18 protein-coding genes are annotated in these 16,254 nt (G+C 55.9%); 10 read left to right on the forward strand and 8 right to left on the reverse strand.

The features are described 5' to 3' along the window. Positions 1–81 precede the first annotated feature (81 nt). Positions 82–357, reverse strand: coding sequence for a DUF1471 family protein YjfY (yjfY, locus tag ACQG1Y_RS02385; RefSeq protein ID WP_017383944.1), 276 nt, complete (start codon positions 355–357; stop codon positions 82–84). A gap of 339 nt (positions 358–696) precedes the next feature. Here yjfY and rpsF point away from each other — a divergent pair, with 339 nt between their 5' ends. From rpsF to ACQG1Y_RS02410, 5 genes are all read left to right on the forward strand, one after another. Next, positions 697–1,092 carry a 30S ribosomal protein S6 gene (gene rpsF, locus ACQG1Y_RS02390; protein ID WP_003856034.1) on the forward strand — a complete coding sequence of 132 codons (396 nt, stop codon included), beginning with the start codon at positions 697–699 and terminating at the stop codon, positions 1,090–1,092. A gap of 6 nt (positions 1,093–1,098) precedes the next feature. Beyond that, positions 1,099–1,413 (forward strand): primosomal replication protein N, encoded by a 315-nt coding sequence (gene priB / locus ACQG1Y_RS02395; protein ID WP_003856035.1) that lies wholly within the window; start codon positions 1,099–1,101, stop codon positions 1,411–1,413. A gap of 4 nt (positions 1,414–1,417) precedes the next feature. After that, a complete protein-coding gene (gene rpsR, locus ACQG1Y_RS02400) occupies positions 1,418–1,645 on the forward strand; it encodes a 30S ribosomal protein S18 (protein WP_000135199.1) in 228 nt (75 codons plus the stop codon). 41 nt (positions 1,646–1,686) lie between these two features. Next, positions 1,687–2,136, forward strand: coding sequence for a 50S ribosomal protein L9 (gene rplI / locus ACQG1Y_RS02405; RefSeq protein ID WP_006810372.1), 450 nt, complete (start codon positions 1,687–1,689; stop codon positions 2,134–2,136). A gap of 152 nt (positions 2,137–2,288) precedes the next feature. Continuing rightward, a complete protein-coding gene (locus tag ACQG1Y_RS02410; protein ID WP_165468266.1) occupies positions 2,289–3,218 on the forward strand; it encodes a DMT family transporter in 930 nt (309 codons plus the stop codon). Positions 3,219–3,264: 46 nt separating this feature from the next. On the opposite strand, the gene ACQG1Y_RS02415 is transcribed toward ACQG1Y_RS02410, so the two are convergent. After that, a complete protein-coding gene (locus ACQG1Y_RS02415; RefSeq protein ID WP_015572481.1) occupies positions 3,265–3,903 on the reverse strand; it encodes an OapA family protein in 639 nt (212 codons plus the stop codon). A gap of 231 nt (positions 3,904–4,134) precedes the next feature. Here ACQG1Y_RS02415 and fklB point away from each other — a divergent pair, with 231 nt between their 5' ends. Continuing rightward, positions 4,135–4,755, forward strand: a complete 621-nt coding sequence (gene fklB / locus ACQG1Y_RS02420) for an FKBP-type peptidyl-prolyl cis-trans isomerase (RefSeq protein ID WP_008502892.1) — start codon at positions 4,135–4,137, stop codon at positions 4,753–4,755. A 314-nt stretch (positions 4,756–5,069) separates the two neighbouring features. Beyond that, the gene (cycA, locus tag ACQG1Y_RS02425; RefSeq protein ID WP_015572483.1) at positions 5,070–6,479 is read left to right on the forward strand and encodes a D-serine/D-alanine/glycine transporter; all 1,410 of its coding nucleotides are present in this window, start codon (positions 5,070–5,072) and stop codon (positions 6,477–6,479) included. An 86-nt stretch (positions 6,480–6,565) separates the two neighbouring features. Here the strand turns inward: cycA and ytfE are convergent, their stop codons facing one another. After that, positions 6,566–7,228, reverse strand: coding sequence for an iron-sulfur cluster repair protein YtfE (gene ytfE, locus ACQG1Y_RS02430; protein WP_017383941.1), 663 nt, complete (start codon positions 7,226–7,228; stop codon positions 6,566–6,568). Between the two features lie 245 nt (positions 7,229–7,473). On the opposite strand from ytfE, the gene ACQG1Y_RS02435 reads away from it, so the two are divergent. Further along, positions 7,474–9,123, forward strand: a complete 1,650-nt coding sequence (locus tag ACQG1Y_RS02435; protein WP_047637832.1) for a methyl-accepting chemotaxis protein — start codon at positions 7,474–7,476, stop codon at positions 9,121–9,123. Positions 9,124–9,202: 79 nt separating this feature from the next. Here the strand turns inward: ACQG1Y_RS02435 and ACQG1Y_RS02440 are convergent, their stop codons facing one another. The 3 genes from ACQG1Y_RS02440 to ACQG1Y_RS02450 form a co-directional block, all read right to left on the reverse strand. Continuing rightward, positions 9,203–10,168 carry a DMT family transporter gene (locus tag ACQG1Y_RS02440; RefSeq protein WP_017383939.1) on the reverse strand — a complete coding sequence of 322 codons (966 nt, stop codon included), beginning with the start codon at positions 10,166–10,168 and terminating at the stop codon, positions 9,203–9,205. 75 nt (positions 10,169–10,243) lie between these two features. Next, positions 10,244–11,068, reverse strand: coding sequence for an AraC family transcriptional regulator (locus tag ACQG1Y_RS02445; RefSeq protein ID WP_017694662.1), 825 nt, complete (start codon positions 11,066–11,068; stop codon positions 10,244–10,246). Between the two features lie 81 nt (positions 11,069–11,149). Then, positions 11,150–11,998, reverse strand: coding sequence for an SDR family oxidoreductase (locus tag ACQG1Y_RS02450; protein WP_017383937.1), 849 nt, complete (start codon positions 11,996–11,998; stop codon positions 11,150–11,152). Between the two features lie 84 nt (positions 11,999–12,082). Here ACQG1Y_RS02450 and ACQG1Y_RS02455 point away from each other — a divergent pair, with 84 nt between their 5' ends. Beyond that, positions 12,083–12,469: a winged helix-turn-helix transcriptional regulator gene (locus ACQG1Y_RS02455; protein WP_047732967.1), complete on the forward strand. Its 387-nt coding sequence runs from the start codon at positions 12,083–12,085 to the stop codon at positions 12,467–12,469. A 93-nt stretch (positions 12,470–12,562) separates the two neighbouring features. On the opposite strand, the gene ACQG1Y_RS02460 is transcribed toward ACQG1Y_RS02455, so the two are convergent. Further along, positions 12,563–14,506, reverse strand: coding sequence for a bifunctional 2',3'-cyclic-nucleotide 2'-phosphodiesterase/3'-nucleotidase (locus ACQG1Y_RS02460; protein ID WP_060460249.1), 1,944 nt, complete (start codon positions 14,504–14,506; stop codon positions 12,563–12,565). Between the two features lie 191 nt (positions 14,507–14,697). Between ACQG1Y_RS02460 and cysQ the strand changes: the two genes are divergently transcribed. Then, entirely contained in the window at positions 14,698–15,438 is a 741-nt protein-coding gene (gene cysQ / locus ACQG1Y_RS02465) for a 3'(2'),5'-bisphosphate nucleotidase CysQ (RefSeq protein ID WP_015572488.1), read from the forward strand. On the opposite strand, the gene ACQG1Y_RS02470 is transcribed toward cysQ, so the two are convergent. Further along, positions 15,432–15,989, reverse strand: coding sequence for a YtfJ family protein (locus ACQG1Y_RS02470; protein ID WP_017383934.1), 558 nt, complete (start codon positions 15,987–15,989; stop codon positions 15,432–15,434). The genes cysQ and ACQG1Y_RS02470 overlap by 7 nt on opposite strands. Positions 15,990–16,254: the final 265 nt, after the last annotated feature.

Here is a 16,254-nt window from a genome sequence, read left to right on the forward strand (position 1 = left end):
CATAAAAAAAGCCCCCGGGCAGGGGGCAAATTATATATGGCTTTGATTTTCGTTGACTTTCCTGGTGCTAGCGATAAAGCGTTACTGGTAAATATCTGCACTGGCGTGCATATTACCGTTGCTGCCGGGCTCACGTGTCAGCATGACGTGATAGTATTTTGCGCCCTGCGCATCGGTTTCTTCATTAAGCGCCTGATCTGCTTCACTTTCAGTGGCGAAGTTATGATTGATGTAAATAACGCCTAAGCTCTGCACATCATCCATGTTTCTGGCCTGTTGGCTGTCTATTCTGATGGCTGCCATCGCGTTTGCACTGAGCAAAAGCGCAGCCAAAATGGCGATTGCGATTCTTTTCATGATATGCGCTCCACGACTGCGTGCTGTGATACGGGGTAATGTCTCCTTCTCTGTTCAGTGTCTCTGATTAAAGTGTAATCGCTACCCGGGTTGCGATGGGTGACCATTTCTGATGGTGTTGTTCAAAAAAACAGCGCTTCTGATGAGTGCGATTTTAAATCACCCACTTAGAACAGCTTTACCCTTTGTGCGAATTATTTGTGCAATCAGCTTGAGTTTCCTGGGGGGCGCAAGTATTATGACGCGTCAATTTTTCAGCCGACCTTTAACACGTTCCTTGCCTCCCCGGGCCTCGGCTGACCCAGACAGGAGGCTGAATAATCCGTAAGGAGCAATTCGATGCGTCATTACGAAATCGTTTTTATGGTCCACCCTGACCAGAGCGAACAGGTTCCGGGCATGATCGAGCGTTACTCTGCTGCCATCACTGGTGCAGAAGGCACGATCCACCGTCTGGAAGACTGGGGCCGCCGTCAGCTGGCTTACCCGATCAACAAACTGCACAAAGCACACTACGTTCTGATGAACGTTGAAGCTCCGCAGGAAGTGATCGATGAGCTGGAAACTACCTTCCGCTTCAACGATGCCGTTATCCGCAGCATGGTTATGCGTACCAAACACGCAGTGACCGAAGCATCTCCGATGGTTAAAGCGAAAGACGAGCGCCGTGAGCGTCGCGATGATTTCGCAAACGAAACCGCAGATGATTCTGATGCTGGGGATTCTGAAGAGTAATTTCTGATGACCAACCGTCTGGTGTTGTCCGGCACCGTGTGCAGGACCCCCCTTCGAAAGGTCAGCCCATCAGGAATTCCGCATTGCCAGTTCGTGCTTGAGCATCGTTCTGTGCAAGAGGAAGCCGGGTTTCACCGGCAGGCGTGGTGCCAAATGCCCGTGATTATTAGCGGACACGAAAACCAGGCCATTACTCACAGTTTAACGGTCGGTAGTGCAGTAATCGTTCAGGGGTTCATTTCTTGCCACAAGGCAAAGAACGGCCTGAGCAAAATGGTTCTGCATGCCGAGCAGATTGATTTGATAGATTCTGGAGACTAGCCATATGGCACGTTATTTCCGTCGTCGCAAGTTCTGCCGTTTCACCGCGGAAGGCGTTCAAGAGATCGACTATAAAGATATCGCAACGCTGAAAAACTACATCACCGAAAGCGGTAAGATTGTCCCAAGCCGTATCACCGGTACTCGTGCAAAATATCAGCGTCAGCTGGCTCGCGCTATCAAACGCGCTCGCTACCTGTCTCTGCTGCCGTACACTGATCGTCATCAGTAATCGGGCACGGTCCATTAATACGACTTTAAGAGGATAAGGTAATGCAAGTTATTCTGCTTGATAAAGTAGCAAACCTGGGCAGCCTGGGTGATCAGGTAAACGTTAAAGCGGGTTACGCTCGTAACTTCCTGGTTCCACAGGGTAAAGCTGTTCCAGCTACTAAGAAAAACGTAGAGTTTTTCGAAGCACGTCGTGCTGAACTGGAAGCCAAACTGGCTGACGTTCTGGCGGCTGCTAACGCTCGCGCTGAAGCAATCAACGCACTGGGCACCGTTACTATCGCGTCTAAAGCTGGCGACGAAGGTAAACTGTTCGGTTCCATCGGTACCCGCGATATCGCTGATGCAGTTACTGCGGCAGGCGTTAAAGTGGCTAAGAGCGAAGTTCGTATGCCGAACGGCGTTCTGCGTACCACTGGTGAGCACGAAGTTGACTTCCAGGTTCACAGCGAAGTGTTCGCTAAACTGGTTGTTAACGTAGTAGCTGAGTAATTTTCTACTCTGCTCGCGTCGAAGCGCCGGCCTTGTGCCGGCGTTTTGCTTTTTAGCGTGACCCTGCGTCATCTTTTGCTCTTGTAAGGTCGCTATTCCTGACGCATTCTCTGATAATAAATTGAAACGCAATTTTATTTATGAGATTTGTCATGGATACTGCTCTGCCCACGCCCGTCTTTGCCCGTCGCAATGTGGCCTATGCCTGCGCCACGCTCTGCTGTCTGCTTTGGGGAAGCTCGTACCCGGCCATTAAAAGTGGCTACGAACTCTTTCAAATCGCGACCGATGATATCCCCTCCAAAGTCGTCTTTGCCGGATACCGTTTTCTGTTTGCCGGCGCGTTGCTGCTGCTTTTTGCCCTGGCCCAGCGAAAACCGATTGGCAGGCTCACGCCCACGCAGTTTGGCAAGCTCACGATCCTCGGACTGACCCAGACCTCCCTCCAGTACACCTTCTTTTATATCGGCCTGGCCTACACGACCGGGGTGAACGGCTCCATCATGAATGCCACCGGGACCTTCTTCAGCGTGCTGCTGGCGCACTTTATCTACCACAACGACAAACTCAGCTATAACAAAACGCTGGGGTGTGTTCTGGGCTTTGCCGGGGTTATGCTGGTGAACTTCCACAGCGGGTTAAGTGAGTTCCAGTTTGTCTGGAAAGGTGACGGATTTGTGGTGCTGGCCGCCTTTATTCTCTCTGCGGCCACGCTTTACGGGAAACGCATTTCCCAGACCGTTGACCCGACGGTGATGACTGGCTGGCAGCTGGGGATAGGCGGGGCGGCACTGGTTGCGGGAGGCTATGCCACGGGCGGGACGCTGGAGGTGCACAGCATGAAAGCCGTCGCCGTGCTGGGGTATCTGACGCTGCTCTCATCCGTGGCGTTCGCCCTGTGGAGCGCGCTGCTGAAAGTAAACCGCGTGAGTATGATTGCCCCGTTCAACTTTGTCATACCTGTAGCAGGGACGGTGCTCTCCGCCATCTTCCTCGGCGAAAACATTCTGGACATCAAATACGCGATTGCGCTGGTGCTGGTCTGCTCGGGGATCTGGTGGGTGAATAAACGGCGTGCCTGAGAACAAAAGTGCCGGGTGGCGGCATCGCCTTACCCGGCCTGGGCCATTAACGTGCTCTGATGAAACTGCCGTCCGGCTGACGGGTAAACAGTACCTGCTGCCCGTTTCCGGTATCGATCGTTAACCCGGTCACCACCCCGCTGGCATTCTGGCGGATCTGCACCATCTGACCATTTTGCAGGTTGCTGAGCGGTTTGCCTGCCCCCTCGACTTGCGCCATGGCATACACATCCGTTGCTGGCAGATTGTGGTCGCGGAACAGCTGGGCAAGAGTTTTCCCAGGCTCTACGCGATACGAACGCCACTGCTGCTCAATGCCGGTGGGCTGTTGCGCCTGTGGCTCTGAAGGGGCGGCGGCCTGCTCCTGATCTTCCTGAACCGGTTCAGGTTCAACCGGCGCAACCTGGCCCGGATCGTTAGACGGTGTGACCAGCTGCGTCTGCATCGGCTGTGAATCAGGCTGCGGCTGGCTTTGCGACTGGATATCCAGCTCAGCATTCCGGCTGACCGGCGCGGTATCAACGTTGTCACTGCCGGAAGGAAGCAGGAAGCCGATGACGATCAGCAACGCGCCGATAATAATGCCTCTGCGGTGCAAAGGCGGCAGCGGGTCCATGATGCGAAAGTTATCCGGCGCATGCCAGATTTTCGCCAGGGTAGGTTTCAGTTCAAATCGCCCGGGCATGGCTCTCCTCCTGCTCCGCGTCTTTTTATCCTGTCCTGAGAAGTGTAGTTTGCTAACTGCCTGATGGGCGTAACAAAGCCAGCTTTCGTGACATATATTAGGGAAAATCCTGACGGCTACTATTGTTTCCGTTTCGTCGCAGTTTGTCACCTTTACTTAAGACAAAGTTTTACCCATAAGGGCATGGCTGATATGCTGCCCGCTACTTTAAATGTGATGGAAGGAAAACCCATGACCACCCCGACTTTTGACACTATCGAAGCGCAGGCAAGCTACGGCATCGGCTTGCAGGTAGGACAGCAGCTGAGCGAATCCGGCCTGGAAGGTCTGTTACCGGAAGCGCTGGTGGCGGGTATCGCTGACGCGCTGGAAGGCAAGCAGCCCGCTGTGCCGGTTGACGTTGTGCACCGTGCGCTGCGTGAAATCCACGAACGTGCTGACGCCGTACGTCGCGCGCGTTTCGAAGAGATGGCGGCAGAAGGCGTGAAATATCTGGAAGAGAACCGTGAGCGTGAAGGCGTGAACAGCACCGAGTCCGGCTTGCAGTTCCGCGTAATCAATCAGGGTGATGGCGCAATCCCGGCGCGTACCGACCACGTTCGCGTACACTACACCGGTAAGCTGATCGACGGTACCGTGTTCGACAGCTCCGTCGCGCGTGGCGAACCGGCTGAGTTCCCGGTCAACGGCGTTATCGCAGGCTGGATCGAAGCCCTGACCCTGATGCCAGTAGGTTCCAAATGGGAACTCACTATCCCGCACAACCTGGCTTACGGCGAGCGTGGCGCTGGCGCGTCCATTCCGCCATTCAGCACCCTGGTGTTTGAAGTCGAGCTGCTGGAAATCCTGTAATCGGTTTTTCTTATTTTCCTCTCTCCGATCGGGGAGAGGAAAATAGCGATAAAACCCGGAGTTACGACGAAATCAACATTTTGTATTGCAAACGAAACTGTTACGTGTATTTTTGTGAGCTGTTTCGCGCTGTATGAGTGATATGACACTCACTTTCAACATATTATTAACATAATATTCAAATCATAGTATTCATCCCGCCGATTCTTACCTACTATCGATTAGTCCTTACACAGGGTCCGTCATTTATTTGGCGTATATAAAGGCCAGAAGAGCCTTAACAACACAGACAGGCATAAACAGGAAAATATCACATGGTAGATCAGGTCAAAGTCGCCGCCGCAGAAGAGGCGACGTCTGAACAGTCGCTACGGCGAAATCTCACGAACCGTCACATTCAGCTTATTGCCATTGGTGGAGCCATCGGCACCGGGCTGTTTATGGGCTCGGGCAAAACCATCAGTCTTGCCGGCCCGTCGATCATCTTCGTTTATATGATCATCGGTTTTATGCTCTTTTTCGTGATGCGTGCAATGGGTGAATTGCTGCTCTCGAATCTCGAATACAAATCCTTCAGCGACTTCGCGTCAGACCTGCTCGGCCCGTGGGCGGGCTATTTTACCGGCTGGACCTACTGGTTCTGCTGGGTGGTTACCGGCATGGCGGATGTTGTCGCTATTACGGCCTACGCCCAATTCTGGTTCCCCGGCCTGTCGGACTGGGTGGCTTCGCTGGCGGTGATTGTTCTGCTGCTGAGCCTGAACCTCGCCACCGTTAAAATGTTCGGTGAGATGGAGTTCTGGTTCGCGATGATCAAAATCGTCGCCATCATCGCGCTGATTGTCGTCGGGCTGGTGATGGTGCTGACGCACTTCCAGTCGCCAACCGGCGTACAGGCCTCGTTTGCCCATCTGTGGAATGACGGCGGCTGGTTCCCGAAAGGTATCAGCGGCTTCTTTGCCGGCTTCCAGATTGCGGTGTTTGCGTTTGTCGGGATTGAGCTGGTCGGTACCACGGCGGCGGAAACCAAAGATCCGGAGAAATCCCTGCCGCGCGCGATTAACTCCATTCCGCTGCGTATCATCATGTTCTACGTGTTCGCGCTGATCGTCATTATGTCCGTGACGCCATGGAGCTCGGTGGTGCCAACCAAGAGCCCGTTCGTCGAGCTGTTCGTGCTGGTGGGGCTGCCTGCTGCCGCGAGCCTGATTAACTTCGTGGTGCTGACCTCTGCGGCCTCTTCCGCGAACAGCGGCGTCTTCTCCACCAGCCGTATGCTGTTCGGCCTGGCGCAGGAGGGCGTTGCTCCGAGCGCGTTTGCCAAACTGTCTAAACGCGCGGTACCAGCGAAAGGGCTGACCTTCTCCTGCATCTGTCTGCTGGGCGGTGTGGTGATGCTCTACGTCAACCCGAGCGTAATCGGCGCGTTCACCATGATCACCACGGTGTCGGCGATCCTGTTTATGTTCGTCTGGACCATCATCCTCTGCTCGTACCTGGTGTACCGCAAGCAGCGTCCACACCTGCACGAGAAGTCGATCTACAAGATGCCGCTGGGCAAGCTGATGTGCTGGGTGTGCATGGCGTTCTTCGTCTTCGTGCTGGTGCTGCTGACGCTGGAAGAAGATACCCGACAGGCGCTGATGGTCACGCCGCTGTGGTTTATCGCGCTGGGGCTTGGCTGGCTGTTTATCGGTAAGAAACGTATGGCGGGCATGCGCTAAGCATGTTGCCGGGTGGCGCTGACGCTTACCCGGCCTACGTTCGCGGATGTTGTAGGCCCGGTAAGCGCTAGCGCCACCGGGCTTTTTTATTTACCCGATAATGCACGCGGGAACAGAACGTTATTCTCAAGACTGATGTGTTCCATCAGATCGTCGATCATCTCGTTAATGCCGTTGTACATGGCTTTCCAGGTGGTGCACGCTTCTGGCGGCGGTGTGACGTTGTCGGTGGTGTGTTTGATCACTTCCAGCAGTTCGCCGGCGTCATCATGTTCGCTTTCCATCACGCTAATGGGCCCCATTGCCTGGCTGCCCATGCCCTGTTTGATCATCGGGAAGAGGATCTGCTCCTCTTTCATCATGTGGCTGGAAAGTTCTTCGTGCAGCATGGTCAGGTATTTCGCCAGGCCGCGCGGTACGGAAGGTTTATCGGCATGAACGCGTTCAACTTTGGTCGCCTGTAAAATCAGCTCCGGCAGCTGCTCGCGGTGACGATCGTGGTAACGCACAATGATATGGTCGATGATTTCAGCCAGCGGCGCGGTGCGCCAGTCTTTGTCGACAGGCTGTTCAGCCAGCTGAGCCAGCTCCGCTTCGATAGCCTCCACATCCAGCTCTTTACGCGACGCTGCGCGCGCCAGCGTTTGCTTACCACCGCAGCAGTAATCCATATCGTATTTACGGAACAGCGCAGAAGCGCGAGGGATGGAGAGCGCCAGCTCGCCTAAGGGTTGGTCGCGGAAGGCCATAACAGTTACCTCATCATCAGGAATATAAGATGCATTTTAAATACATCTTTAGGTGGATACTATAACCCTTTAGAGGCAAGGGTGAAAATGAGAAGGGGATCACAAAAAAAGCGTGCTTTTAACTTGCTGATTGAATGCAGAAAAGGGCTTTCGAAAGTTTTTAAAGGTGGAGAAACAGTAAACAACCTGCCGCGCGTGCCGATAGATACAGGTCAGACAATACCTGTATATAAAAAAGGCAACGCATGTTTAAACGTATAAAAGTCATTACTCTTTTGATTTCGGTGCTGCTTGTGCTCGGCATCATGCAGCTGATCTCCGCTGGCATTTTCATTAACGCACTCAATAACGATAAAGAGAACTTCACCGTTTCTCAGCTTTCCAGCCAGAACGTCGCGGAGTTTACCGACGCCTGGATCAGCCTGAACCAGGCGCGCGTCACTCTCAACCGCGGCATGCTGCGCCTGCAAAGCAGCATGGCGTCGCAGATTAACGGCGGGCAGCTGAACGAGCTGGTCAATACCGCGAAAAACCTGCTGGCCGATGCCCAGATCCATTACGATAAATACTACGCGCTGCCGGAAACGCCGGGTATGGACGAGCACCTGGCCGATCGCCTGGAAGAGCAGTACCGCGTCTACTCCGCCACGCTGACGCAAATGAACGTTCTGCTGGGGCAGGGCAATCTGGAAGATATGTTCAAACAAAATGCCGAACAGAAGCAGACCGCGATGCAAAAGGTTTATCGCGAGTGGCGTGAGGCGCAGGCCGCGCTGACCGCCAAAGGGATCCGGGACAATGAAAGCGACTACAAACGCATTCTGTGGATCCTTTCTGCGGTGATGCTGCTGGTGATCGCGGTGATTATTTCCAGCTGGATTGCGATGCGCCGCGTGCTGCTGCTGCCGCTGGAAGAGGTGATCAACCATATCCGCGCCATTGCCGCAGGGGATTTAACCCAGCCGATTCAGGCTGAGGGTAAAAATGAAATGGCGATCCTGGCGCGCAACGTTCAGGAGATGCAGACTGCGCTGGCCAACACGGTGGGCGTGGTGCGTGAAGGCGCTGATACCATCTACACCGGCGCGGGTGAAATCTCGGCGGGCAGCAACGATCTCTCCTCTCGTACCGAGCAACAGGCCGCTTCTCTGGAAGAGACGGCAGCCAGCATGGAACAGTTAACCGCCACCGTGAAGCAAAACGCCGATAACGCGCGTCAGGCGTCGCGTCTGGCGCTGGACGCCTCCACCACGGCGAAGAAGGGCGGTAACGTGGTCGAGGGCGTTGTGCGCACCATGGACGAAATCGCCACCAGTTCCAGCAAAATCGCGCAAATTACTAACGTGATCGACGGCATTGCTTTCCAGACCAATATTCTGGCGCTGAACGCGGCGGTAGAAGCGGCGCGCGCGGGCGAGCAGGGACGTGGCTTCGCGGTTGTCGCGGGCGAGGTGCGTACCCTTGCCCAGCGCAGCGCGCAGGCGGCGAAAGAGATCAAAGCGCTGATCGATGATTCCGGCGAACGCGTCAACGCGGGTTCTCAGCTGGTAAATGAAGCGGGCGCGACGATGGCGGAGATCGTCAATGCGGTTACGCGCGTGACGGACATCATGGGTGAGATTGCGTCGGCCTCCGACGAACAGAGCCGCGGTATCGACCAGGTGGGTCAGGCGGTGGCGGAGATGGATCGCGTCACCCAGCAGAACGCCTCGCTGGTGGAAGAGTCTGCGGCGGCAGCGGCGGCGCTGGAAGATCAGGCTGCACGCCTGAACGACGCGGTGGCGGTGTTTAAGATCACCCGCAACCAGGCGGTGAAAGCCGCGCCGGTAAAGACCTATGCACCTAAAGCGCAGCCCGTCGCGGCGGCGTCTGAAGCGAACTGGGAAACGTTCTGATACTGTGCCGGGTGGCGCTGACGCTTACCCGGCCTACGGTTTGTAGGCCCTGCAAGCGAAGCGCCGCTGGGCGAAAAGCTCACCCCTCCGACGCCGGAACGACCATCGGTTTTTCCGGCTTCGCTCTCACCGCAATCACCACCCCAACGACCAGCAGCGCGATCCCGCAGGCCGTTAGCAGCGGCGGCACGCTCTGACGCATCAGGAAGGTATAGAGCAGCCCTGCCAGCGTCTCAAAGACAATCAGCGGCCCCAGTATCACCGTCGGCAGCTTCTGGCTGGCAATGTTCCAGCACAGCGCGCCCACCCACGAACAGAGCACGGCAATGGCGACCATTAACCCGACGAATACCCACGGGCGCGGTCCGAAGGGCAGGGTAAATGCCGGTTGCTGGCTACCCAGCCAGACACACGCGCCCACATAGCCTAGCAACGAGACAGGGAGGGTGACCAGCGCCTGCGCCGTCGCCCACATCATCGGATGTTTATCCGGGTTTTCCCGCAGCCAGCGTGCGTTGCGCAGGGCATACCAGGCCCAACAGACAACCGAGATAAACGCCAGAAAGATCCCTGAACCGTAACGCCACAAGCTGAAGTTTTCGAGGCCGTGGCGAAGCTCGGCAATATTCACGCACACCAGGCCCACGGCAATGCAGACCAGCGCCGGCGCCATTTTTGACCACGCCAGTTTGCCGTCACGCTGGCTGTAAAGCAGGTTCGCGAAAACCGGGATGACCACCGGCAGCGTGCCGATAATCATGGTCGACACCGGCGCACCGGTGCGCTGAATGGCGCTCGCCAGACAGACGTAGTAGATCAGATTACCCATCATGGTCAGCGCCAGCGCGGTGAGCCAGTCCTGGCGGCCTAGCTGACGCAGACGCGCGCGCCCCAGCCACGCCAGCGGCACGGCAATCAGCCCCAGCGCCAGGTAACGTCCGGTCGACTGCAAAATTGCCGGGTACTCCGGCACAATCAGCGGGCCGACAAAAATCAGCCCCCACATCAAACCCGCAAGCAGGGCATACAACACGCCGCTAATCATTTTTCCATCCATCTTGATTCACTTTGCGATCAGTGTAGGAGGGCAAAACGCGCGCGTATTGTATGAGGTTGCGCATTAGCGCGGCATAACCTGTTTCTGGTAGCGCACGGGCGTGATGCCGTAGCGACGGGTGAAGGCGCGGGTTAAATGCGACTGATCGGTCAGCCCGGTCGCGGCGGCCACCTCGGCGGCAGGCATGCCGTGGGTGAGGAATGCTTTTGCGCGCCACAGCCGGATGGCCATCAGCATCTGGTGGGGCGTAACGTGGAAATGGGCTTTGAACTGGCGCTGAAAATGGTACGGGCTGAGCGAGACAACGTTAGCCAGCTCGTCCAGGGTCAGCGAGCGCATATAGTTGTCGTGCAGATAGTCGCGAACGCGTTCGAAGCGATGCGCGGCCTCCTGCACCACCGGCGCATGATGGGCCAGTGGCTGAAAAGTCTGAATCAAATCCAGTAGCAGCCCCTTCTGCGCCAGCGGATCGTTGGTGTGCCACAGGCCGTAAATTAACCGGCCAATCTGCTGCGAGCGCAAAGGGTCGTGGCGCGTGACGTCATTAAACCACCAGTGACGCAGGCCGGTGACCTCTTCCAGCAGGTCGGGTTCGATGTAGACCATTCGGTAGCGCCAGCCGCCTTCGGTGGCGGATTCCCCGGTGTGGATCTCGTCCGGGTTCATGGTCACGACGGATTTTTCCGCGGCAAGATGCTGGGTACCGCGATAGCGGAAGCGTTCGGCACCGGTTTCGATGGTGCCGATACCGAAGGCTTCATGAGTGTGAGGCTCAAAGGCGTAGTCAGAGATATGGGCGTGATAAAGCTCCAGGCCCGGCAGCTGCGCCAGATGGCGAAAGCGCGCGCTGTCTCTCTCATCAGTGAACTGTTCCGGTACGCCTTGCACGGTGAGCCTCCTTGTGGGTCATCGCTTCATTATCAGAGATGACCCGAGGGGATGCCACAAAAAATAACCAATTTTTAACAACTACAGGATGGCTTTGACGCTTTCCGCCAGTGATGTGGTTGGGCGGCCGATCAGTTTGCTCAGGGTACGGCTGTCGTCGAACAGGCCGCCTTTGGACGCGCCGGTGTCGGAGTCCGCCAGCATCTCCGCCAGCCCGGCAGGCAGACCAACGCCCTTCAGCGCAGCGGCGAAATCGGCTTCGCTGAGGTTCTGATACGTTACCGGCTTACCGCTCTGCTTGCTCAGTTCCGCAGCCAGTTCGCTCAGCGTCCAGGCATTATCACCCGCCAGTTCATACACCTTGCCGGCATGACCCTCTTCAGAAATCACTTTCGCTGCCGCCGCCGCGTAATCCGCACGGGTCGCAGAGGCAATTTTGCCTTCGCCTGCGGCACCCATAAATACGCCGTGTTCCAGCGCTGGCGGCGCGCTTGCCAGGTAGTTTTCGGTGTACCAGCCGTTGCGCAGCAGGGCGTAAGGCACGCCGGAGGCCGCCAGGGCATTTTCGGTTTCGACGTGCTCAACGTGCAGACCCAGCGGAGATTTGTCAGCATGCAGCAGGCTGGTATAGGCGATGAATTTCACCCCGGCGGCTTTGGCGGCGTTTATCACGTTCTGGTGCTGTACGGCACGCTGGCCCACTTCGCTGGAGGAGATGAGCAGCAGTTTATCCACGCCGTTCAGCGCGGTGGTAAATGCGGCTTCATCGGTGTAATCCGCCTGACGCACAACGACCCCTTGCTGACGCAACGCTTCGGCTTTCGCCGGGTTACGCACAATAGCCACGATCTGGCTGGCCGGAACGGTTTTCAGCAGTTCTTCAATAACGTGTTGGCCAAGCTGGCCGGTTGCGCCGGTAATCGCGATCATGATGAATCTCCTTCGTGTTTGTCTGGTGTTGTGGCACACTATCACCATAACTAACTTTTAGTAAGTACGTACAAAAAGGTAAGTATGAAAACAACAATACCAACGCTCAGCGAGCAAATGCGCGATGGCAACCTCTTTGCGGAACAGTGCCCGTCACGGGAGGTGCTCAAACACGTAACCAGCCGTTGGGGCGTGCTGATCCTGGTGGCGTTACGTCAGGGGACGCATCGCTTCAGCGATCTGCGCCGCAAGATGGGCGGCGTCAGCGAGAAGATGCTGGCTCAGTCTTTACAGGCGCTGGAGCATGACGGGTTTGTCGATCGCGTGTCGTATCCGGTCGTGCCGCCGCATGTGGAGTATAGCCTGACGCCGCTGGGGCAGGAGGTAAGCGAGAAGGTGGCCGCGCTGGCCGACTGGATTGAGGTCAATACGCCGCAGGTGCTGGCGAATAGGGACGAGCGTGCGGCGTGAAATGCCGGGTGGCGCTTGCGCTTACCCGGCCTACGGGATCGAGGATTGCGGGTAGGCCGGGTAAGGCGAAGCCGCCACCCGGCACAATCATCGCTACCTGCTCAAATCCACCTGATAAATCGCGAACCCAATATCATCCGTCGCGACCTTTTGCATCGGATACTGCGCCTTATCCTTGATAAACGCGGCTGCTTTATCGGACGGAGATGTCTCAAAGCGAATATCCAGCTTAGTGTCGCTGTGGATCGGCGCAAGTCGCCAGTTGTTATCCACCGCCGGATGAATTTCACCCGTCTTTTTCGACTCCGCGCTGATCCACGCCGCCAGCACCGAACGGTTCTCATCCGGCGAGGCAAAGGCGATGTGGCTGTCACCCGTACCGGCAAACTTGCCGCCATAGGCGCGGTAGTTGTTGGTCACCACCAGGAAAGTGGCATTCGGATCAATCGCTTTGCCGTTGAAGGTCAGGTTTTTGATGCGTTCTGCCTGCGGATTAATGGCCTGACATTCGCCGTCATATTTCGCGGGCTGGGTAACGTCAATCTGATATTCCACGCCGTCGATCACGTCGAAGTTGTAGGTGCGGAAACCGTCCCAGTTAATCAGCGACTGCGGTTTGCTGCTGTGCGGATCGATCTGGTTGAACTGCCCGGCAGAGCACTCCAGCCACTCCTTCACCTCTTTCCCGGTGGCTTTCACCACCACGAGGGTGTTGGGATAGAGGTAGAGATCGGCGGCATTACGGAAGGTCAGCTGGCCTTTCTCCACCTCAACGTAGCTGGCCGGATCGTTCTTCCGCCCGCCCACTTTGAATGGCGCCGCGGCAGACAGTACCGGCAGATTTGCCAGATCCGGATCGCCCTGAATATAGTGCTCCGCATAGGCTTTCTGCGCCATGTTGACTACCTGCACGGTCGGGTCATCCTGTACCAGCGCGAGGAAGCTGTACATGTTATCAGCCGATTTACCGATCGGCTTGCTGACAAATTCACGCGTCGCGTCGTGGTCATGCTTCAGGATGTCGACCAGCTTTTTATCTTCCCCTGCCAGAGATTTTTTGGCCGCTGCGTCGTAGATCGGACGCGCTTCCGCTTTCGACTGCGTGACTTTCCAGCTTCCGCTGTCGTTATTCAGCACCAGATCCACCACGCCAAGGTGGTCGCCCCACATGCCCGGCATCACCGATGGCACACCGTTGAGCGTCCCTTTTTCGATGTCCGCGCCTTTGATATCAGCGAAATCTTTGCCCGGGAAGACGGCGTGGGCGTGACCAAACAGGATCGCATCCACGCCCGGCACCTGGCTGAGATAGTACACGGAGTTCTCAGCCATCACCTGATACGGGTCGGCCGAGAGGCCAGAGTGCGCCACGACGACGACCACATCCGCCCCTTTCGCCCGCATCTCCGGCACGTATTTGCGCGCGGTTTCGGTAATGTCGTTGACGGTCACTTTCCCGTCGAGGTTGGCTTTATCCCACGTCATGATCTGCGGCGGCACAAAACCGATATAGCCGATTTTCAGCGTCTGTTTTTTACCGTCCTGGTCGACAACCTCGGTCTCTTTAATCAGATAAGGGGTGAAGAGCGGCTTCTTCGTCTTAACGTCGATGATATTGGCGTTAACGTACGGGAATTTTGCACCTGCCAGCGCGTCGTGCAGGTATTTCAGGCCGTAGTTAAATTCGTGGTTGCCCAGGTTGCCGACGGCATAGTCCAGCGTATTCATTGCCTTATAAACAGGATGGATCTCGCCTTTTTTCAGCCCCTTCGCCGCCATGTAGTCTCCGAGCGGGCTGCCCTGAATTAAGTCCCCGTTATCGACCAGCACGCTGTTTTTCACTTCACCGCGGGCGGCGTTGATCAAACTTGCCGTGCGTACCAGTCCGAATTTTTCCGTAGGGGTATCTTTGTAGTAATCGAAGTCCATCATATTGCTGTGCAGATCGGTGGTTTCCAGAATACGGAGATCCACCGTCGCTGCCTGAACGCTTGCCGCAATCAGCGTTGCCAGGAGCGTTGCGCTAAACTTAATCATCTGAGGAGTCCTTTTTTTCGATCCAAGCCACAAAAGAATATGTATGTAGTATTTGTTGCTTACAGAAGTGTGAATGCTGCCAGAAAAAAGGGCGCTGAAACCAGAATTGCTTCACAGATAGCGGAATTGTTCACATTACGATATAACTAAAACAATAAGTTATGCCCACTGCGTTAACGAAGAGGTGGAGAATGTTAGATAAAATTTGTCAGCTCGCACGGGATGCGGGTGATGCCATTATGCAGGTGTACGACGGTGCGAAACCGATGGATGTTGTCAGCAAAGCGGATGACTCCCCGGTGACGGCGGCGGATATCGCGGCGCATGCGGTGATCCTGAAAGGTTTGCAGGCCCTGACGCCGGATATTCCGGTCCTTTCTGAAGAAGCGCCCCAGAGCTGGGATGAACGTCAGCACTGGCAGCGTTACTGGCTTGTCGACCCGCTGGACGGCACGAAAGAGTTTATCAAGCGTAACGGTGAATTCACCGTCAACATCGCCCTGATTGAAAAAGGAAAAGCGGTGCTTGGCGTGGTTTACGCCCCGGTGATGAAAGTAATGTACAGCGCGGCGGAAGGTAAAGCCTGGAAGGAAGAGTGCGGCGTGCGTAAGCAGATCCAGGTGCGTGATGCCCGTCCTCCGCTGGTGGTGATCAGCCGCTCGCACAGTGACAGCGAGCTGGAGGAGTATCTGCAACAGCTGGGTGAACACCAGACGACGTCGATTGGCTCGTCGCTGAAGTTCTGTCTGGTGGCGGAAGGGCAGGCGCAGCTGTACCCCCGTTTCGGGCCGACGAACGTCTGGGATACGGCGGCAGGGCATGCGGTGGCGGCGGCCGCTGGCGCGCATGTGCATGACTGGCAGGGTAAGCCACTGGACTACACCCCGCGCGAGTCATTCCTGAATCCGGGCTTCCGGGTATCACTTTACTGAGTCAGTAGCTTATGCAGCAGGGCAACCACCTGCTGCACCTCATCCTGCGTCAGCGCGCCGTCTTTAACCCACTGTACGCGACCGTTTTTGTCCAGCACGACAATCGCTGAACTCTCTTCTTCCAGCTGCCACGCCTTACGCGTCACGCCGTTGCTGTCGACAATAAACTGCGACCAGGGATAGAGCTTCTTATTGCTCTCAAGGCTTGAGCGCACAAACATCCCGGAGCCGGGAATCGCGTCGTCGGTGTTCACGATGGTGGTGGTCTGGTAGCGATCGTGCGGGAGTTTTGCGGCTTTGATCGCTTCCACGAGGGTGGCATTTTTCTCTTTAGCGGATGTACGTCCGGCAATATGTTGTACAACTCTCACTTTGCCCGCAAGCTGCGCGCTATTCCAGGCTTTATAGCTAAACTTATCATTGTCGAGAATCAATTCTCCCCGGTCAGCAATCCCGACCGGCGGGACACGTTGTCCTTTTTCAATGTTGTGTGCGGAAGCCATCAGCGGCAGCAACAGGCAAGCTGCTGCCAGGAGGTTACGTAGGGTCATGGTGTTTCCTTATTGTTAGCAGGTGATCCGACCACTTGGTCATGCGCTTTTAATCATAAGTGCGATCAATAGGCTTTTCCCGCAATCCCGATGCCAGTTTGCGGGCGAACGCACATATCCATGCAAAAACGACGGCATATACTGCGCTGTATCACGCTTTGCAAAGATTATTCTGAATAATTGTAATCAAACGGTAAATAAACTTATGCACACTGGGTAAGTACGAGGTTCTGGTCTATAGTCATTGGGCATCAAAATTTGCGCT

It is taken from the genome of Enterobacter cloacae complex sp. 397G4 (assembly GCF_050031515.1).
Lineage (GTDB): Bacteria > Pseudomonadota > Gammaproteobacteria > Enterobacterales > Enterobacteriaceae > Enterobacter > Enterobacter hormaechei_C.

What these genes read in the sequence shown, in the direction of transcription:
- ytfE (WP_017383941.1), bottom strand. Translation starts at nt 7,228, where the DNA reads ATGGCCTTCCGCGACCAACCCTTAGGCGAGCTGGCGCTCTCCATCCCT.
- ACQG1Y_RS02470 (WP_017383934.1), bottom strand. Translation starts at nt 15,989, where the DNA reads ATGACCCTACGTAACCTCCTGGCAGCAGCTTGCCTGTTGCTGCCGCTG.
- ACQG1Y_RS02455 (WP_047732967.1), top strand. Translation starts at nt 12,083, where the DNA reads ATGAAAACAACAATACCAACGCTCAGCGAGCAAATGCGCGATGGCAAC.
- cycA (WP_015572483.1), top strand. Translation starts at nt 5,070, where the DNA reads ATGGTAGATCAGGTCAAAGTCGCCGCCGCAGAAGAGGCGACGTCTGAA.
- priB (WP_003856035.1), top strand. Translation starts at nt 1,099, where the DNA reads ATGACCAACCGTCTGGTGTTGTCCGGCACCGTGTGCAGGACCCCCCTT.
- cysQ (WP_015572488.1), top strand. Translation starts at nt 14,698, where the DNA reads ATGTTAGATAAAATTTGTCAGCTCGCACGGGATGCGGGTGATGCCATT.
- ACQG1Y_RS02460 (WP_060460249.1), bottom strand. Translation starts at nt 14,506, where the DNA reads ATGATTAAGTTTAGCGCAACGCTCCTGGCAACGCTGATTGCGGCAAGC.
- rpsF (WP_003856034.1), top strand. Translation starts at nt 697, where the DNA reads ATGCGTCATTACGAAATCGTTTTTATGGTCCACCCTGACCAGAGCGAA.
- ACQG1Y_RS02440 (WP_017383939.1), bottom strand. Translation starts at nt 10,168, where the DNA reads ATGATTAGCGGCGTGTTGTATGCCCTGCTTGCGGGTTTGATGTGGGGG.
- ACQG1Y_RS02410 (WP_165468266.1), top strand. Translation starts at nt 2,289, where the DNA reads ATGGATACTGCTCTGCCCACGCCCGTCTTTGCCCGTCGCAATGTGGCC.
- ACQG1Y_RS02435 (WP_047637832.1), top strand. Translation starts at nt 7,474, where the DNA reads ATGTTTAAACGTATAAAAGTCATTACTCTTTTGATTTCGGTGCTGCTT.
- fklB (WP_008502892.1), top strand. Translation starts at nt 4,135, where the DNA reads ATGACCACCCCGACTTTTGACACTATCGAAGCGCAGGCAAGCTACGGC.
- rplI (WP_006810372.1), top strand. Translation starts at nt 1,687, where the DNA reads ATGCAAGTTATTCTGCTTGATAAAGTAGCAAACCTGGGCAGCCTGGGT.
- yjfY (WP_017383944.1), bottom strand. Translation starts at nt 357, where the DNA reads ATGAAAAGAATCGCAATCGCCATTTTGGCTGCGCTTTTGCTCAGTGCA.
- rpsR (WP_000135199.1), top strand. Translation starts at nt 1,418, where the DNA reads ATGGCACGTTATTTCCGTCGTCGCAAGTTCTGCCGTTTCACCGCGGAA.
- ACQG1Y_RS02450 (WP_017383937.1), bottom strand. Translation starts at nt 11,998, where the DNA reads ATGATCGCGATTACCGGCGCAACCGGCCAGCTTGGCCAACACGTTATT.
- ACQG1Y_RS02415 (WP_015572481.1), bottom strand. Translation starts at nt 3,903, where the DNA reads ATGCCCGGGCGATTTGAACTGAAACCTACCCTGGCGAAAATCTGGCAT.